Source organism: Candidatus Binatia bacterium, assembly GCA_036493895.1.
In the GTDB taxonomy this organism is placed as follows: domain Bacteria; phylum Desulfobacterota; class Binatia; order UBA1149; family CAITLU01; genus DATNBU01.
The window spans coordinates 1-17,468 of the sequence record DASXOZ010000053.1 but is presented as its reverse complement, the minus strand read 5'-3'; the positions used below and the strand labels follow the sequence as shown (position 1 = coordinate 17,468).

At 64.8% G+C, this 17,468-nt stretch carries 16 protein-coding genes; 10 read left to right on the top strand and 6 right to left on the bottom strand.

The features are described 5' to 3' along the window. Window positions 1-223: 223 nt before the first annotated feature. The 3 genes from VGK20_12950 to VGK20_12940 all read right to left on the bottom strand — a co-directional run bounded on the left by VGK20_12950 (window position 224) and on the right by VGK20_12940 (window position 2,700). Window positions 224-373, bottom strand: a complete 150-nt coding sequence (locus VGK20_12950) for a DUF3309 family protein (GenBank protein ID HEY2774947.1) — start codon at window positions 371-373, stop codon at window positions 224-226. Between the two features lie 95 nt (window positions 374-468). Beyond that, window positions 469-2,358 carry an ABC transporter ATP-binding protein/permease gene (locus tag VGK20_12945; protein ID HEY2774946.1) on the bottom strand — a complete coding sequence of 630 codons (1,890 nt, stop codon included), beginning with the start codon at window positions 2,356-2,358 and terminating at the stop codon, window positions 469-471. 42 nt (window positions 2,359-2,400) lie between these two features. Further along, window positions 2,401-2,700 (bottom strand): hypothetical protein, encoded by a 300-nt coding sequence (locus VGK20_12940; protein HEY2774945.1) that lies wholly within the window; start codon window positions 2,698-2,700, stop codon window positions 2,401-2,403. Between the two features lie 332 nt (window positions 2,701-3,032). Between VGK20_12940 and VGK20_12935 the strand changes: the two genes are divergently transcribed. Continuing rightward, a complete protein-coding gene (locus tag VGK20_12935; protein HEY2774944.1) occupies window positions 3,033-3,257 on the top strand; it encodes a hypothetical protein in 225 nt (74 codons plus the stop codon). Between the two features lie 109 nt (window positions 3,258-3,366). Here VGK20_12935 and VGK20_12930 read toward each other — a convergent pair whose 3' ends face one another. After that, the gene (locus VGK20_12930; GenBank protein HEY2774943.1) at window positions 3,367-3,936 is read right to left on the bottom strand and encodes a lipid-binding SYLF domain-containing protein; all 570 of its coding nucleotides are present in this window, start codon (window positions 3,934-3,936) and stop codon (window positions 3,367-3,369) included. A 570-nt stretch (window positions 3,937-4,506) separates the two neighbouring features. Next, window positions 4,507-4,674, bottom strand: a complete 168-nt coding sequence (locus VGK20_12925) for a hypothetical protein (protein HEY2774942.1) — start codon at window positions 4,672-4,674, stop codon at window positions 4,507-4,509. A gap of 169 nt (window positions 4,675-4,843) precedes the next feature. Between VGK20_12925 and VGK20_12920 the strand changes: the two genes are divergently transcribed. Continuing rightward, the gene (locus VGK20_12920) at window positions 4,844-5,212 is read left to right on the top strand and encodes an aldo/keto reductase (GenBank protein HEY2774941.1); all 369 of its coding nucleotides are present in this window, start codon (window positions 4,844-4,846) and stop codon (window positions 5,210-5,212) included. 30 nt (window positions 5,213-5,242) lie between these two features. Here the strand turns inward: VGK20_12920 and VGK20_12915 are convergent, their stop codons facing one another. Then, complete coding sequence (locus VGK20_12915) at window positions 5,243-7,975, bottom strand: GNAT family N-acetyltransferase (protein HEY2774940.1); 2,733 nt, start codon at window positions 7,973-7,975, stop codon at window positions 5,243-5,245. Window positions 7,976-8,267: 292 nt separating this feature from the next. Between VGK20_12915 and VGK20_12910 the strand changes: the two genes are divergently transcribed. The 8 genes from VGK20_12910 to VGK20_12875 form a co-directional block, all read left to right on the top strand. Next, window positions 8,268-8,741 carry a universal stress protein gene (locus VGK20_12910; protein ID HEY2774939.1) on the top strand — a complete coding sequence of 158 codons (474 nt, stop codon included), beginning with the start codon at window positions 8,268-8,270 and terminating at the stop codon, window positions 8,739-8,741. Between the two features lie 170 nt (window positions 8,742-8,911). Next, window positions 8,912-10,918, top strand: coding sequence for an ATP-dependent zinc metalloprotease FtsH (ftsH, locus tag VGK20_12905; GenBank protein HEY2774938.1), 2,007 nt, complete (start codon window positions 8,912-8,914; stop codon window positions 10,916-10,918). A gap of 87 nt (window positions 10,919-11,005) precedes the next feature. Then, entirely contained in the window at window positions 11,006-11,716 is a 711-nt protein-coding gene (locus VGK20_12900; GenBank protein ID HEY2774937.1) for an SDR family NAD(P)-dependent oxidoreductase, read from the top strand. A 449-nt stretch (window positions 11,717-12,165) separates the two neighbouring features. Further along, window positions 12,166-12,993, top strand: a complete 828-nt coding sequence (locus VGK20_12895; GenBank protein ID HEY2774936.1) for a DUF2092 domain-containing protein — start codon at window positions 12,166-12,168, stop codon at window positions 12,991-12,993. Next, a complete protein-coding gene (locus tag VGK20_12890) occupies window positions 12,990-14,024 on the top strand; it encodes a hypothetical protein (protein HEY2774935.1) in 1,035 nt (344 codons plus the stop codon). Before VGK20_12895 ends, VGK20_12890 begins: the two co-directional genes overlap by 4 nt. A gap of 129 nt (window positions 14,025-14,153) precedes the next feature. Beyond that, entirely contained in the window at window positions 14,154-15,629 is a 1,476-nt protein-coding gene (locus VGK20_12885) for a DcaP family trimeric outer membrane transporter (GenBank protein ID HEY2774934.1), read from the top strand. A 36-nt stretch (window positions 15,630-15,665) separates the two neighbouring features. Beyond that, entirely contained in the window at window positions 15,666-17,276 is a 1,611-nt protein-coding gene (locus VGK20_12880; GenBank protein HEY2774933.1) for an L-serine ammonia-lyase, read from the top strand. Between the two features lie 8 nt (window positions 17,277-17,284). Next, on the top strand, window positions 17,285-17,468 hold a 184-nt coding region (locus VGK20_12875; GenBank protein ID HEY2774932.1), incomplete at its 3' end, for an MFS transporter.

The window sequence follows — 17,468 nt, the reverse complement described above, 5'->3', positions numbered from 1 at the left end:
CGGTTACCCACCATGAATAGCGCCGAATGTGCCGGTTCGTAAGAAAGGAAAACTACGCACGTAGTTGTCCGCGCATTGGAATGCCCACCGGGTGTTGCGATTTGTCCTCGGCGTTCGCGGCGGGCCCCGCCGCCGCGAATCGGTGCGGCGCGGCCCGCTGCGGCGCGAACAATGCCCCCCGGCATCGTTCGCGGCCGTCGTGACGCACGCGCCGTGAAATTCGTCAGAGCCTTCCGGTCAGCAACAGAACGAGCAGTATGAGAAGAACGGTGCCTCCGAGTCCGGAGGGCGCGTACCCGTATTGGTGGTATCCCCAGTTGGGAAGCCCGCCGATAACCAGCAGCACTAAAAGGATGAGCAGAACTTGTCGCATCTCGATCTCCTTCGAGCCCCTGGTGCTTCAGGCTCGCCATGACAGTGATGCAACGGATTGTAGCGGACCCTGTGGGCGACAGTCAGATCGGAGAACTACGCACGCGGTTCTACGCGAACGATAGTGAAAATGGGCCCTGCGCGCGCGTCAATCGGCAAGGACGGCACGCGAGAGACGCTGCGCGGGTGCACTGCTTCGTCTGCTTCGGCATTCCGGATCTCCCAGTCCCCGCCGCCCTCGAGCTGCAGGATGCGGTCGTGATACTGAGCCAGGGTCTGGCGGTGACCGACGCTCACGAACCCGATGCCGGACTCGCGCAGGAGGTGGTAGAGCGCGCCTTGGTTGTCTTCGTCGAGGGCGCTTGTGGCTTCATCGAGAAAAGCGAAACGCGGGGCTCTAAGGAAGAGACGCGCGAATGCAACGCGTTGCTGCTCGCCGATCGAAAGCACGTTGGTCCAGTCCACAACGCGATCGAGGTCGCCGTCCACGCGGTTGAACACGTCGGAGAGGTTCACGCGTTCGACGATGGCCCGAATCTTGTCGTCTTCGACCTTGCGCTCGGGATAAGGGTACAGCAGCTGATCGCGCAGGTTGCCCGGTACCATGTAGGGACGCTGGGGCAGGAACATCAGCTCGATGAGCGGCGGCCGTTCGAGCGCTCCGGATTCGCCCGGCCACAACCCCGCGATGGTGCGCAGTACCGAGCTCTTGCCGGTGCCGCTCGCGCCCATAATGAGCAGGCTCTGCTTTCGCCGGAGCTCGAATGTCAGCTCCGTGACCAATCTCTTGGGATCGCCCCCGTTCCCCGGCGTGCACACCGTGAGCTTGTCGAGCTTCACGATACGGCTGTCTTCGTCGAGTTGCTGATTCGCTTCGGCGGCGATCCTCAGCTCGTCAGCGTCGAAGTCGTCCAGGTTGTCCCACAGGACACCGAGGCGCTGGATTCCGGCCATATACCCCGTGAGGCCTTCAAATTTCGTGATGATCAGCGAGACGGCTGCGAGCACCGCCGCGAAGGCTCCCGCTGCCTGGGTGACCACGCCGAACTCGATCTGCCCGCGCATGTACATCGGTGCGACGACGAGCGTGGGAAGCACGAAGGCTGCGTAGCTGTAGCTGGTGGTGAAGAACGAGAGATTGCGGTTCCAGTTGATGATCGACAGCGAGTTGATCACGACCTGCTTCAGACGTGACCACAGGTCGTTCTGTTCGCGACTCTCGCCGCGATAGAACGCAATCGATTCGGCGTTGTCCCGAACCCGCACGAGGCCGTACCGGAAATCTGCCTCCTTCTGGTACTGCTGGTAGCTCAGTCGCACGAGGCGGCTGCCGATGAGGATGCTCAGCGCCGTTCCTGTAGTCGCGTAGACGAACAGCACCGCGACGAGTGTCCCGGAAATTCCCCAGAGAACGCCCAGGAAAGCGACGAGGGTAACGCCGGCGTTGAGCACACTGAGCAGGTAGCCCAGCGAGTTCGCCGTAAAGTTGAGGACGTCTTCGCTGATGCGCTGATCCGGGTTGTCGATGCTTTCGAGCCCGCGCAGGCGGTAGTATGCGCGGTTGTTGAAATACCGCTTGATCAGATGCCGGGCCAGCCACTCGCGCCAGAGCAGCGCAAGACGCTTCTCTATCCAGCGATAGTAGACGCCGAGGGGCACCGCCAGCGCGAAGGTTCCGGCATATCGTCCGAGCAGATGCCAGTACTCGCCGGCATCCCGCTTCGCGATGGCGGTCATGAAGTCGCGCCCGACGTAGCTGATCAGCACCTCGACGCCGCCGACGGAAAGCGCAAGGAGCAGCAGAACCGCGAGGTAGAGACGCGCCCTGCGTTGCTTGCGGGACGCGAAGAAGGCCTTCGAAATGCTCCAGAACTGCCGTGAGGTCGTGCCGAACGTGGGCCTCGTGACTGCCGCAGAGCCGCGCGCGCCATCCGGCGGGTCGCACGGAGCAGACGGAGGGCTCGTAGTGGGTTTTTCGAGATTCACGCTCAGCCGTCGTCGCCTGGGTTCAGGCGGGCATCCACGCGATCACGAAAAGCACAGCGGCATGGTGCGGCATGACAGTCTCCTTTCCTTCAGGTCTGTCACGCGAATCGTCGTTGCGCGCAGCGGCCCGCTTTCGAGGCATTCGGCAGTGAGCCTGAGGGAACAGCGGACGGCACCAGGGTCCAGGTCGAGGATTTCGCAGATCCGGACGAATGCATGGAGCCAGCCAGTCTCATTGGAAAGAATCCAGCGAGCCTCTTCCGCAAAACGTTTCCTGCCGATGATGTCGCGTGCGTGGCGGTACTTTCCGACGCAGCGAACGGCGTCGTCCATCAGGGCCATGAGCAGGCGTCGTTCGGGAGAAACCGCCGAGAGCCGAGTCGACTGCGCCGCGCGAGGGGGGAGATTCCGGAAATCGGCGCCGAGCGCCGCATCGGGGGTCCTGTGGACAGCCCGCGATCGATTCCCGCTGGTTGTGTTCATCCACGAATCCTACGACATGTCCGCGCACCGCGTCAGACCGGAAAACCACGCGCGTTCCTTTACGCGCGTAGCACTACGCGCGTAGCAGTCCGCTCTACCGACCCACGCCGCGAATGGCTAGAAGCGGATCCGGCGATCGCGGACGGACCGGTTTCCTGGATTCGCGCGATCAGACGGTAACGAGGTGTGCGATGGGTTCCATCAAGATTCTGGCAATTCTTTTGGTTCTCGGCGGCGGCTTTGGGCTTGCCTATGGGAGGTTCAGCTACACGAAGGAGACCCACGAGGCGAGGATCGGACCTCTCGACTTGTCGGTCAAGGACAAGGAGAACGTCAACATTCCCGAATGGATCGCCGCCGCGGCGCTTGGCGCTGGAGTGCTGCTGCTGCTCGTCGGGGACCGCAGGAACACGTGAACGAGTGATCGATCGAAAGTGCGCATGACCGGCACGCCTCGAAGCAACACGACATCCGGCGGGCGCGCTTCCCCACCACGCGGGGCGCGCCCGCCGGATGCCAGGATCCCTACTTGTGGATCTTGGTAACCTTCGTGCCCTGGATGCTGACGCCTCCCATCAATCCTTTCGGATCGAAGAAGAATGCGTAGACGCTCTTCTTGGCAGTGGTGGTCGACAGCGAGGCTGCCGCGCCGACGTCGACGAGCGTGATTTCCGGCCCCACGCCGAGCTCCCATCCGTCGCTCTTGTTGAGGTACTTCAGGGCCGACGGGTTCATCAGGAACAGCGCATAACTGAACTTCTCGACGCCGGCCTGGTAGCCGACCGAGCCGGTGATGGTGTTGTAGTAGCCGTCGATCTTGCCGCCCTGGAGCAGCACTCCCTCGCCGTACTGGCCGCCCACGATAAAGCTGGCCTTGACGACTGCAGGAAATACGAGGATGGCCGCCGCTTGTTCACCAAGCGCCTTGGCGCCCGGCACCTGCGTATAGAGCGAGGCGACCGCTGCCCGTGCGTCCGCCTGCAAGTCGCCGCGACTCTCCGCGAAAGCGAGTTGTGCCGGCGCGACCGCCATGACCGTGGCGGCGACAAGAAGCGAAGCTGTTTTTGAATGGAATCGATTGGCAACTGCGATCATGGAAGATCTCCTTTGGTTCGGGTCCGTTTGGCCCCGTTGTTCTCGACCTCTCCTGTACCTCGCGTGTCGCGCACCGTCCCACTGAAGACAGGCCGTACTGGAATGCAGCGAGCGAAGAGGTGGACAACCCGAGATCAGTATGTCGCAAAGCCGCGGGAGCTCCAGATCGGAGTAGTACGCGCGTAGTTGCACGTAGGACGAGAAGTGGGAGTACGCTTCGGCGGCGACCGGGCACCAAGCGAAGCCGTGCGGGCGATGAGGGGTGCTGGTAGCTCGTTTTGATGGGGCCCGTCAGGGGCTTCGCGCTTCTGGACTCGGTCGCGTTACTCGGTCAGGCGCTTGCCATGCCGCCGCAGCACCGCGGGCGCCAACTTGCACGGGACCTCTGTCTCCGTCTGCAGCACAGCCTCCAGGCCTTCGCTGGGTCTCTTCTGATGGCGCTGCATCTCGAAAAGAGCAGACACGCGCGCCATCCGCTGCGCATCCTGGTCTACGGGAAATTCATCCGGGGGTATCATGATCACTCCTTGGGAAACGTATCTGCACTGAGTCCGCGAGGTGCGGGTCTATTCAGCAAGCGGCGAACATGTCGGGCTCGTCTGCCTCGGGAGGAGGCGATCCTGGGTTCGTCGTCGGGCGGTAGTCGCGGCTCAGGAAGCCGGGGCGGCCTGGATCGAGTGCTCCGAGAAATTCCTCGCCGTACGTGACGAGCCCGAGGCGCGGCGACGTCGTCGCCACCAACGGGCGACGGGGTCCGGGCAGGGCGAAATCACCCTCATGGAAGGACCCTGCTGCTGTGTCTCTTGTCATTTGTCGGGATGCTGTCGCCGTTACTGCCGGGGGCGACGCAGCCCTTAGTCTATCGGACGATTCGCTGGACTGGTAGACCGCAGAACTACGAAACGGAGTGCGACTGGGTGAAGCAGGCTCGAAGGAGTCGGGTAATTTCTCCGGGACGCAGGCGCGGAACGTCGTCCCACGGTTCTCGCCGGAGTCGCGCAAGGCGAACCAGGCGCTGGTCGATCAGCTCGCATCTATCGCGCAGGCGAAGGGAGTGACGCCCGCACAGATCGCGCTCGCATGGCTGCTGGCGCAGAGGCCGTGGATCGTGCCGATTCCCGGAACGACGAAGCTGCACCGGCTGAAAGAGAACACCGGCGCTGCCGACGTGAATCTGACGGGCGACGACGTCCGCAAGATCGACGAGGCACTCGCGAGCATCCAGGTTGTCGGTGACCGCTACCCCGCGCATCTGGCGGCACGGGCCGGAAAGTAAGCAGGTCCTGGCGATCCGACGAGAGCCGAATCAGTTCCCCCATGCGGTCGCGCGCGGCGCCACGCGCATCCTTCCGTCCACGACCACCGCGCCGGACCCCGGCGCCAGCACCTTGACCGGATTGAGGTCGAGCTCGACCAGCTCGGGCACCGCCTCGACGAGCGCGGAGACGCGCTGGATCAGAGCCACGAGCTCGTCGCGGTCGGCCGGCGGCGATCCGCGATAGCCGTCGAACAACGCGCGCGACTTCAGGCGCGTGATCATTTCCCGCGCATCGACGTCGCTTACCGGCACCAGGTGAAATGCGACGTCGCCGAGCAGCTCGACCAGGACGCCGCCCGCACCGACCACCAGGAGCGGACCGAAGACCGGGTCGACGGTGACGCCGACGAGGCTTTCGATCGCGCCGGCGACCTGGCGCTGCAGCAGCACGCGCTCGAGTGGTTTGCCGAGTACCAGCATACGCCGACGCAGGGTCTCGACTGCTTCCGCGGCCGACTCGTCGTTCTCGACGCCGAGGATGACTCCGCCCACGTCGCTCTTGTGCAGGATGGCGGGCGAGGAGACCTTCACAACCAGCGGATAGCCGAGCCTTGCAGCTGCTGGCGCAGCATCAGCCGCCGCAACATCGACGGACTCGGCGAACTCGATTCCCGCGGCGCGCAGCACCGTCGAAAGGTCTTCGGCGCGCAACCAGATCGCACCTTCCGCACCGGCAAGCGCGCGATCGATGACGGCGCGCACGGCATCTCGTGCGAACGGCGCGAGTGTCTCCAGTCTGCCGACAGGCCGCCGGCGCCAACGGCCGTAGCGGGTGGCCGCCGCCAGTGCCATGGCGGCATCCTCCGGAAACGCGAACGACGGGATCGCGCCGCGCGCTCCCTGCGAGAGCACGCGCGGTGCGCCGCGGGACGAGAGGAAATTCGCCAGGATCGGCTTGTCCTTCGGGATCATTGCTGCAGCGCCTGCGATCGCGCGGGCAATCTCCTCGGTTGCGGCCGCAACGACGGGGATGCAAACGACGACGAGCGCATCGATGTTGGGATCGTTGCCGACGATCTCGACCGCGCGCGAGTACTGCTCCGGCGTCGCGGCCGCGAGAAGATCCACCGGGTTGGACAGGCCGGCCTGCGGCGGAAGGAACTTCGCGAGCTCGGCGCGCGTCTGTTCGCTCAGCTCGGACAGCTCGAGCCCGCGCGCTTCGCACGCATCGGCAAGAAGAATACCCGGGCCGCCGGCGTTCGTGACTACCCCGACACGCGCACCACCGGGCACCGGTTGCGTGGCAAGGAGCGCCGCCACGTCGAAAAGCTGCGCCATCGTGTCGGTGCGGATCACCCCGCTCTGCTCGAACAGCGTCTCGACGGCCACGTCCAGGCTGGCCAGCGCGGCCGAGTGGCTCGATGCGGCTCGGCTTCCGGATGCCGACCTGCCGGATTTGACCGCCACGATCGGCTTGATGCGCGCGACTTGCGGCGCGATGCGGGCGAATTTTCGCGGGTTTCCGAAACTCTCGAGGTAGAGAAGGATCACGCTCGTGTTCGGGTCCTCTGCCCAGAACGAAAGCATGTCGTTGCTCGAGACGTCCGCCTTGTTGCCGACCGAGACGAACGTGGAAAGCCCGATGCCGAGATGTTCGGCCATGTCGAGTATTGCAAGGCCGAGCGCGCCGCTTTGCGAGAGCATTGCGACTCCACCGGCCGGCGGCATCGACGGCGCGAACGTCGCGTTCATCGAGACCTCTGGATCGGTGTTGAGGACTCCCATGCAGTTCGGCCCGACCATGCGCATCCCGGAGCCGCGCACCAGCGACAGCAACTCGCGCTCGCGCGCGCGTCCGTCGTCGCCGACCTCGCCGAAGCCCGAAGAAATTACGACGACGCCGCGAACTCCGGCGCGAGCACAGTCCGCTACGACATCCGGCACCGCAGCGGCCGGTGTGGCCACTACCGCAAGGTCGACAGGCTCGCCAATCTCGCGCACTCGCGCGTACGCGCGCAGCCCCTGGATCTCGGCCGCGTTCGGATTGACCGGATAGAGCTTTCCGCGAAATCCGCCGGCCCGGATATTGCGAACGAGCATGCCGCCGATCGTTTCCTGGTCGCGCGAGGCGCCGATGACGGCAATCGACTGCGGAGCCACCAGCGGCCGCACGCTCAGTGCCGCAGCCTGCCGGTCGCGCTCGAGGCTGACGTCCTGGTGCCCGGGAGTGTCCTCGGTCGGGAACGTCACGTGGAAGACGCCGGCGTCGATCGAGCGGCTGACCTTGAATCCGCTCTTTCCGAAGACGTGCATCATCTGGTTGTTCTCGCCGAGCACGTCGGCGACGAATTCGGTGATGCCACTTCTGCGCGCGATTTTCGCGAGATGATCGAGCAGCACGGAAGCGATGCCGCGGCGCTGCTGATTGTCGGAAACGGCGAAGGCAACCTCGGCGCAGTGAGGCTGACCTGCGTCGCTTTGGCGAAAATAGCGGCCGACGCCGATGAACTTCTCGCCCTCCGCGGTGCGCAGCGTCGCGACCAGTCCCACGCGCTCGACGCCGTCCATCTCCGTGAAATAGGAAAGCTCGGCCGGCGTCAGCTCGAGCTTCGGTCCGAAAAATCTCGTGTAGACGGAGCGCGGCGACAGCGTGTGGAAGTGCTCGCGAAGCCGTTCCTTGTCCTGCGGGCACACGGCGCGGATATGGACGGAGCTGCCGTCGCGCAGCAGCGCGTCGGCGGCGTAGCCGCGGGCGTTGGCTATAGTCGTTGCGCTGCTCACGTTGCCGGGTGCTCCTTCAACTGTCCGATGCTCGTGCACGGTTACGAGGCGCCGAGACACAGGCGGCGGAGTGCGTGCTCAGGACCGTCCGGCACGTTTCGTGCTTCTATCAAGAGGGAAAGAGACCGGAAACCCGAAGGAAGCGGAGTATCGGCACTCGGAATTCGCCGCATTGGGAATCGATGGCTGGATTTTCGCGCTTTCGCGAACCGGCAAGCCGCGGGCGCAGCGGCGAGTCTGGACTTCCCAGGGCCCGTCGCAGCACTCGCGGCAAGACGCCAGGAGGAACGCCATGAAAAAGTTTCGAACAGTCCTTGCCGCCACCGATCTTTCGTCCGAGTCGCTCTCGGCGGTGCGCTACGCGGCTCACCTTGCAAAGGCGCAGGGGGCAAAGCTCGTCATCGTGCATGCGACGATGGTGACGATGCTGCTGTTTCCGTACTACGACGGTTCGTTCGATATCGCGGGGCTCGAGAAGGACCTCGAAGACAATGCCCGCACCGTGCTCGATTCGTGGGTCAAGCGCCATGCCAAGGGCGAACCGGCGACGCGCGTGATCGTACGTCGCGGAGAGGCGCACGAAGTGCTGTGCCAGGTTGCAGCCGAGACCGGTGCGAGCGTCATCGTCATCGCGACGCACGGGCGCAAAGGCTTCAGTCACGCGCTCCTCGGCAGCGTCACCGAGCGCGTCCTGCGCGATGCTCCGTGCCCCGTGCTCGTCGTGCGGCCGAAGGCGCCGGTCATTCATGTGGAGAAGGCTGCTTAAGCCTTCGGTCAGATGGAGAAGGCGGCCTGAGCCTTCGGTCGGATGGAGAAGGCGGCCTGATCCTTCGGTCAGATGAAAGAAGGCTGCCTGAGCTTTCGGTCCGATGGAAAAAAACGGCCTGAGCCGACGGTTCGCGTGCATCGCATGCCTCTCCTACAAGACATGGACGCATGCCGAAGTTCCCGCTCACGCCACCGCCTGCATCGCCGTCTGACACCGCTGCCAAGAGCGGTCAGAAGGAGCCCCCGCGCGGCCGTACTCTCCAGCCTCAGCCCTGGTGGCTGCTATTTCTTGCCGCCCTGGTCTTCAACTATCTGGTCCGACTGGTCTTCTTTCCGGAGCCGGCGTCAGTCACCGTTCCCTACACGTTCTTCAAGCAGCAGGTCGTAGCCGGAAACGTTGCCCGCGTCGTGGCGACCGGCGATACGATCGAGGGAGATTTCAAGATCGCCGTCGCCTACTCGGCTGGCTCTGTGGCTCCGCCTGCCGCCGATGGTGCGCCGGCGACTCCCGCTGCTCCCGTCAAGCTTCCCGGCTCCACCCATTTCAGGACTCAGCGGCCGGCCTTCGCCGATCCAGGTCTGGAAAAACTCCTGGACGACCAGCACGTCATCGTCGAGGCCGAGGACGTCGAAGGTCCATCGTGGCTCAAGCTGCTGATCAGCTTCGGCCCCACGCTGATCCTGATCGCAGCTTTCGTGTGGATGAGCCGCAGCGCCGCCGCCGCCGGGCGCGGCCTTTTCGGCCTCGGCCGGAGCAGCGCGAAGCGATACAGCGAGGAAGGGCCGAAGGTCACGTTCGAAGACGTCGCCGGCATCGACGAGGCCGAGAACGAGCTCCTCGAGATTGTCGACTTTCTCAAGAACCCGGCCAAATACCAGAGGCTCGGCGGAACGATGCCGAAGGGAGTGCTCCTCGTCGGCGCACCGGGCACCGGCAAGACACTGTTGGCCCGCGCGGTGGCCGGTCAGGCCGAGGTGCCCTTCTTCAGCCTGAGCGCGTCCGAGTTCATCGAGATGATCGTGGGCGTAGGCGCCTCCCGCGTGCGCGATCTCTTCCGCATGGCTCGCGAGGCCGCACCGGCGATCATCTTCATCGACGAGCTCGACGCAATCGGTCGCACCCGCGGCAGCGGCGCCCAGCTCGGCGGTCATGACGAGCGCGAACAGACGCTGAACCAGATCCTCACCGAGATGGACGGTTTCGACTCACGCGAAGGAGTCATCGTCCTTGCCGCTACCAACCGTGCCGACGTGCTCGACCAGGCCTTGCTAAGGCCCGGCCGGTTCGATCGCCGCGTCGTCGTGCAGCGGCCGGACCGCGTCGGACGCGAAGCCATCCTCAAGGTGCACACCCGCAAGGTTCCGCTCGCCAGCGACGTGTCGCTCGAGCGCATCGCATCCGAAACACCCGGCCTCGTCGGCGCCGAGTTGCGCAATCTCGTCAATGAAGCGGCGCTGCTTGCGGCACGCAAGGAAGAGGCGGCAGTTGGCGCCGAAGATTTCGCGGAAGCCCTGCAGAAGATCACGCTCGGCCCGGCCCGTCACATCCTGCTGCAGCCGGCCGAACGAGAGCGCACCGCTTACCATGAAGCCGGCCACGCGCTCGTCGCACTCCTCGTTCCCGGCAGCGACCCCGTGCACCGTGTGTCGATCGTTCCGCGCGGCATGGCGCTCGGCGCCACCTACCAGCTTCCGGTGGACGACCGCGCGAGCTACGCGGAGGACTATCTGCGGGCGCGCATCACGAGCGCTCTCGGCGGCCGTTCCGCCGAGAAGCTCGTGTATGCGCTCGCGACGACCGGAGCGGAGAATGACCTCCAGCAGGTCACCGAGATCGCACGCCACATGGTGCTGCGCTGGGGAATGAGCGAGAAGCTCGGACCGATCAGCTTCGTCGCGCCGCAGGATGAAGGCCTGCCGCCGGCCTTCCAGCATCAACCCTACAGCGAGTCTACCTCCGAGCTCATCGATGCCGAGGTGCGTCGCATCGTCGAGGAGTGCCACCGCGAGGCGGACCGCCTGCTCGGCGCCAACCGCGACAAACTCGAAGCGCTGGCGCGCGCGCTGCTGAAGGCCGAGTCGCTGAACGCGAAGGAGATCCGCGAGATTACAGGCCTGGGCGTGGATATCCATGACAACGGTCCCGCGGTCACCGCGACCCTGCCCGGCGGATAACCCTGTGGTGTACGAGAAGCTGGCCGAGCAGCGCCCGAGCGGCCAGGTGCGGCGCCCCACCAAAGCCCGACCATCGAAGGAACAATCATGACACAACGCCTTCCCGTAGCGCTGATAAGCGGCGTCGGACCCGGAACCGGAGCGGCGATCGCGCGCCGCTTCGCACGCGGCGGCTACGCCGTGGCAATGCTCGCGCGCAGCAAGGATCGGCTCGATGCGCTCGAGCACGAGATCGACAACGCCCGCGGATACGCGTGCGACGTGACCGACGAGGCACAGGTCGAAGCCACATTGCAGCGGGTATCGAGCCAGCTCGGCGCACCGAAGGTGCTCGTGCACAATGCTGTCGGGGGTGCGTTCGGAACCTTCCTCGAGATCGAGCCCGACGTGCTGAATCAGAACTTCCAGGTCAATACGATGGCGCTTCTCCATCTCGCCCGACGAACCGCGCCGGCGATGATCGAAGCGGGCGAAGGAGCCATCATCGTGACGGGGAATACGTCCGCCCTGCGTGGAAAGCAGAAGTTCGCGGGCTTTGCTCCGACCAAGGCCGCGCAGCGGATTCTCGCCGAGACGATGGCGCGTGATCTCGGTCCAAAAGGAGTCCACGTCGCATACCTCGTCATCGACGCGGTGATCGATGTGGAATGGACGCGGGCAATGCTCTCGAAGCCGACGGGAGACTCTTTCTTCGCTCAGCCTTCGGCGATCGCCGAAGAGGTTTGGCACGTCGCTCACCAGGAGCGTTCGTGCTGGTCGTTCAACGTCGAGGTCAGGCCGTTCGGTGAAGCCTGGTGATCTCATCGACCAGCCGGTCACCCTGGTTCCCAAAACCAGTACGCGTTGCCGGTTCATTGCCGATTTTGGAGAAATTCCCGTTCCGGCGGCGGATGAGTCGGTGGCGATCCAAACGACGAACGGCGAGGCCCGGCGCCGAATCCCGCGCTTTCTCGCAGGGTTGTGACTTTCGCCGACAGCATTGCCCGGCGTGAACACTCCGGCCTGCGGCGGGGACCGCTTCTTGCTTTTAATCTGCCGGGGCGCAGAACCCGAAGACGGATGAACCTGGCGAGCGAATGCGACGTCGTCGATGGGAACCTGTTTTGCTGCCTGCGCGGAGCCGTCGGTGCCATGGCGATCGCCGCGATCACCTGTTTCCTTTTCGGCGGATCGACGACCTCAAGACCGAAATCCGGGTTCCGATACCACGCTGGAAGTTGACACTCAGACTTTGATCGGAGGCCATCATGAATCACGCAAGACGAATTTATCCGGCTTTGTGCGCGCCGTGGATCCTGGCAGCAGCGATTGCCGGCTCGGTCACGGCTTCGCACTCGGCAGAACAAGCATCTGCCGGCAAGCCGGACGCGAACGCCATCCTGTCGCAGATGGCCCAGTTCCTCGCGGCGCAGCCGCGCTTCAGCGTCGACGTGGCCTGCGGATACGACTCGCTGCAGGAGTCCGGCAAGAAGCTCGAGTTTCTCGAACATCGCAAAGTGCTCCTCGATCGCCCCAAGCAGCGCCTGCGCGTCGAAGTGGAGCAGAGCGACGGTGACAAGAGCGTCGTCTTGTTCGACGGCAAACTGATCACCGCGCAGGACCTCACCAAGAACGTCTACGCCCAGGTCGACGCCAAACCGACCCTCGATGAGTCGATCGGCTACTTCGTTCACGGCCTTCGGATGCGCTTCCCGATGGCGGCGCTGCTCGGCAGCGCGCTGCCCGAAGAGCTGGCCAAGCACGTCCGCGAAGTCGAGTATGTCGAGGAGACGTCGATCCTCGGCGTGCCAACTTACCACGTCGTCGGCAGCACCGACTCGGTCGACTTCCAGGTCTGGGTCGATGCCGGCAAAAAGCCTCTCCCGCATCGTATCGTGCTGACGTACACGCAGGAGGAAGGACAACCGCAGTATCGGGCGCAATTCTCCAACTGGGATCTTTCACCGAGCGTTCGCGACTCCGCGTTCGAGTTCAAGGCTCCGAGCGGCGCGGGCAGGATCACGTTCGCCCCTCAGCTCAAGACCGTTGCTGCAACACCGGCGAGCGCCGCACCGGCGCAAGGATCAACACGATGAAAAGCGGGATCACGAAAATCGCGGCGGTCGCTGTGGCCGCCATTTTCCTTTCGGCCCTGACGGCGATCGACTCGCAGGCACGAGGTGGCGGAGGAGGTCGCGGCGGCGGTGGCGGCGGTGGCGCGCGCGGCGGTGGTGGCGGCGGAGGATTCTCGCGCGGCGGCGGAGGAGGCGGCGGGTTTTCCGGTGGAGGAGGCGGCGGGGGTTCCCGCGCTGGAGGCTCACGTCCGAGCCCGATGAACAGCGGCGGCGTCAATCGCGGCGGCGCGGCTGCCGGAGGCGGATTCTCGTCGGGACGTTCCCAGGCTGGCGCAGGTGCAGGTGCAGGTTCCCGCGGTGCGGCTCCTTCGGCCGGCACAGCGAATCGCGGCGGCGCGCAGGCGGCGGCAGGCAGTCGCGGCGGCGCCGCATCGGCCGGCACGCAGAACCGCGGCGGCGCGACCGCAGCGGGCGCAAACCGCGCGGGCGGCGCGGCTGCTGGCAACCAGGCAGCGACGAATCGCGCGGGAGCAGGCACCGCCGGCAAAGGGCAGGCGGCAACGGGCGCGTCACGCGAGAACGCCGGTCAGCGCAGCGACAATCGCTCCGAGACGCGCCAGAACGGCCAGGACAACCGCACCGAGCGACAGGGCACCCGCTCGGGGTCGCGCGAGGAGAACGTCGGAAATCGGCAGGAAGGGCGAAGCGATCGCACGGATTCGCGCCAGGAAGGGATGAGCGACCGAAGCGAAAACCGCAGCGACGCCTACAACGACTACCACGATGACTATCACCACGGCGACGATCACTGGGACGACGACGACTGGGAAGATGCAGTCGTGGCCGGTGCCGTGATTGCCGGAACCGCGGCAGTGGTCGGCGCGGTCGTCGCGTCTTCGCAGCCGCAGGTCGTCTACTATCCGACGCTGCCGTGCGCCCCGGTCGTCAGCATTTTCGGAGGAGTTTCGTACTACCAGTGTGGCGGCACGTATTACACGCAGACGTATGCCGGTGGCAGCGTCACGTACGTGATCGCCACGCCGCCGCAGTAAGGGCGTCGGCCTGGCATGGTGTGAATCGGAGAGCGCACGCCGCGGGCGGCTTTGGATCAGTCGGAGCGAGCCGTACCGCGGGGAAGACCGGTGGCGGATGCGCTTGGCAGCAGAAGGGAGGCGGCTGTTATGAAACTAACTCGCAACCTGCGCGCAGCCGTTGGCGTGACGGTGATCGCCTCGCTCAGCTGTTTCAGTTTTGGCGGCACGGCAACTGCCGCATCCGATCCGCAAATTGACGAGCTCAAGGCAGAGATCCGCGTGCTCATGCAACGCGTGGACCAGCTCGAAAAAGAGAAGGCCCATCCTCCGGCCGCAGCTCCGGCTCCCACGCCGGTCGCAACTCCGAGCGCGAAGGCCCCGGTTGCCGTTCCAGGCGGCGGTCCCGGCATTGCCACCGTGCAGGCGCCGGTGGTCGAAGGGCCGGCCAGCCCGATCGCACCTCGTGATGCTTTCAACGACCAGCAACAGGCCGCTCCGCGCCCCGACGACCTGACCCTGGATCCGAAGTACCTGGGCTTCATTGCGGTGCCCAACACGCCTGTGATGATCAAGTTCAACGCCAAGCCGCGCGTGGACGCGACGTACGATAACAAGAACGCCGGCGACGACGACCGCTTCGTGACGGCGAAGATTCCGGTGACCGGCGATCCTGCCAAGGGCGGGGACGGCACGTTCAACATCAATGCGAAAGGCTCGCAGCTCAGGGTCGACGTTCGCGCGCCGTCGGTGGCCGGCAGCCCGCGCTTCTACTACGAGAACGATTTCTTCGGATCGGGCGGAGGCGAATTCAACTACCGTGTCCGCCACCTGTACGGGCAGATCTACAACATCATCGTCGGCCAGACTTACAGCGTGTTCGAGGATCCCGACATCTGGCCCGACACGCTGGACTACGAGGGGCCGAGCTCGGCGATCTTCGCCCGGCGACCGCTGATCCGTTACCAGTATCGCTTCGACGACCAGTGGCAGGTCAACCTCGGGCTCGAGCAGCCCAGTTCCGAGATCGACACGACCAACCAGAACGATTCGGCAGCCAGCGGTCACAGCCAGGCGCCGGACGGCGGATTCAATGTGCGCTGGGAGAGCGCTTCGATCGGCCACGTGCAGCTCGCGACGATGTTCCGCGACCTCGGCGTCACGGGCCCGGTCGTCGGAAACCATACCGCGTTCGGATGGGGCCTGAACCTGACCGGCGGCTTCAACACGTTCGGACGCGATTCGGTGCAGACCGAGCTCACGTACGGCCAGGGCATTTTCCACTTCGTCAACGACAACTTCGCAAACCTGGACGCGGCCTTCGATCGCAGTGGCAACCTGCAGCCGCTTCCGTACTTCGGAGTCATGCTCGGGTACACGCACCACTGGAGCGAGCTGCTGCGAACCACGCTGAGCTATGGGTTCACGGACGTGGACAACGCTTTTTCGCAGGACGGCGACGCGTACCACCAGGCCCACTACGCGAGCGTGAACCTGATGTGGCAGATCCGTAAAAGACTCACTGTCGGCCTGGAGGAGCTGTACGGCTACAAGAAGACGAATGACGGTTCGGAGGGCGACGTATTCCGCACCCAGCTCGGCCTCGTTTACTCGATCTTCGACTGATGTTTCGTGCGGCCGCGCCGCACCGGGAGATGCACCATGGTCCGTTCTGACGACGACGCCCCTTCGATCCTCGATCCCGAGCTGGTCGCCACCGAAACCCCGGCCGGCATCGATCGCCGCACCTTCCTCGTACGAAGCGCGATGATCGGCGCCGTGACCGTGCTCGCGGGTGTCAAACCCGCAACGGCCAAGGAGACCGCAGACCGCGCCGGGTCCGCTCCGCCCGCGCCGCCGGCGAGCAAGCTTTCGGCCGATCTCGACGTAGTCAAGCGGTCCAAGGGACCGGTCATGACGACGCTCGAAGAGTTCTACAAAGTGGGACCCGGTCCGTCGAGCTCCCACACCATCGGCCCGATGCGCATCACCTACGACTTCTACCAGCGCTGCACGAAGTTGCCGGCCGAACAGTTGGCCAAGGCAACCGCGCTTCGGGTCAACCTCTACGGAAGCCTGAGCGCGACCGGCAAAGGGCACGGCACCGAGCGCGCCGCACTCGCCGGCATCATCGGCAAGGAGCCGGCAACCATCGATCCGCTTTTTCTCGACGAGATCGCCGCGAAACCCGACCAGACTTTTCCGGTCCAACTCGGCGGCAAGACGTTCGACGCATCGCTGAAGGACATCATCTACGACGCACCAAAGGGCGACTTTCCGCATCCGAACACGATGACTTGCAGCCTGATGGCCGGCGACAAAGTCCTTTACGAGCTGGAGTACTATTCGGTAGGCGGAGGCTTCATCGAGTGGAAGGGCTACGAGCCGCCGAAGAAGGGACAGCCGAAGTATCCCTACTCGACGATGGCGGAGCTGCAGGCTCATGCGACGAAGAACAAGCTGACCTTCGCCCAGGTGGTGATGGCCAACGAAGTCGCCGTGTCGGGCAGGAGCGAGGAGCAGATCAATGCCTTCCTCGACAAGATCTCCGGCGCGATGGTCAACATCGTGAAAGCGGGCCTGAAGGCACCGGAATCGACGCTTCCCGGCCCGATCAAGCTCAAGACGAAAGCCGGCGACGTCTATAAGCGCGCGATGGACGACGAGTACGCAGGGCAAAAGGGAGTCGGCGTCGTCGCCGCATACGCGCTGGCCGGCTCCGAGGAGAACGCTCGCGGGCATCTGGTGGTGACCGCGCCGACGGGCGGCTCGGCCGGTGTGATTCCGGCGCTCGTCTACGTGCTCGGGGAAGGTGGCCGCAAGCTTCCACAGCAGAAAATTCGCGAAGGCCTGATGGCGGCCGCCGCCATCGGGTACCTCTGCAAGCACAACGCGACGCTCGCCGGCGCCGAAGGCGGCTGCCAGGCAGAGATCGGCGTTGCGTCGTCGATGGGCGCGGCCCTGATCGCACAGGCACACGACTTCGACCACCTGGTCATCGCCAATTCGGCCGAGTCCGCTCTCGAGCATCATCTCGGCATGACGTGCGACCCGGTGGCCGGCTTCGTCCAGATCCCGTGTATCGAGCGTTGTGCGTACGGGGCGGTCAAAGCCTGGACAGGATTCATGATCGCGAGCAACGAGATTCCCGCCAACCGGCGCGTGGACTTTGACACCACCGTGACCGCGATGGCGCTGACCGCAAAGGAAATGAACTCGAAGTACAAGGAGACTTCGGAAGGCGGCCTGGCGGTGTCGGTGGTGCTCTGCTAGGCGACCGCATGGCCGACGAGCGCGCGCCGGAAGCAGGGAGTGCGGTGCTGACGGCCTGGCTGGTCACCGCGCTCTACTACTTCTACCAGTACGTGATGCGGTCCGCTCCGGCCGTCATGATGCCGCAGCTTTCGGACGGCTTCGGAATCAGCGGAGCGGCCGTCGCGTCGCTGGTCGGTCTTTTCTACTACG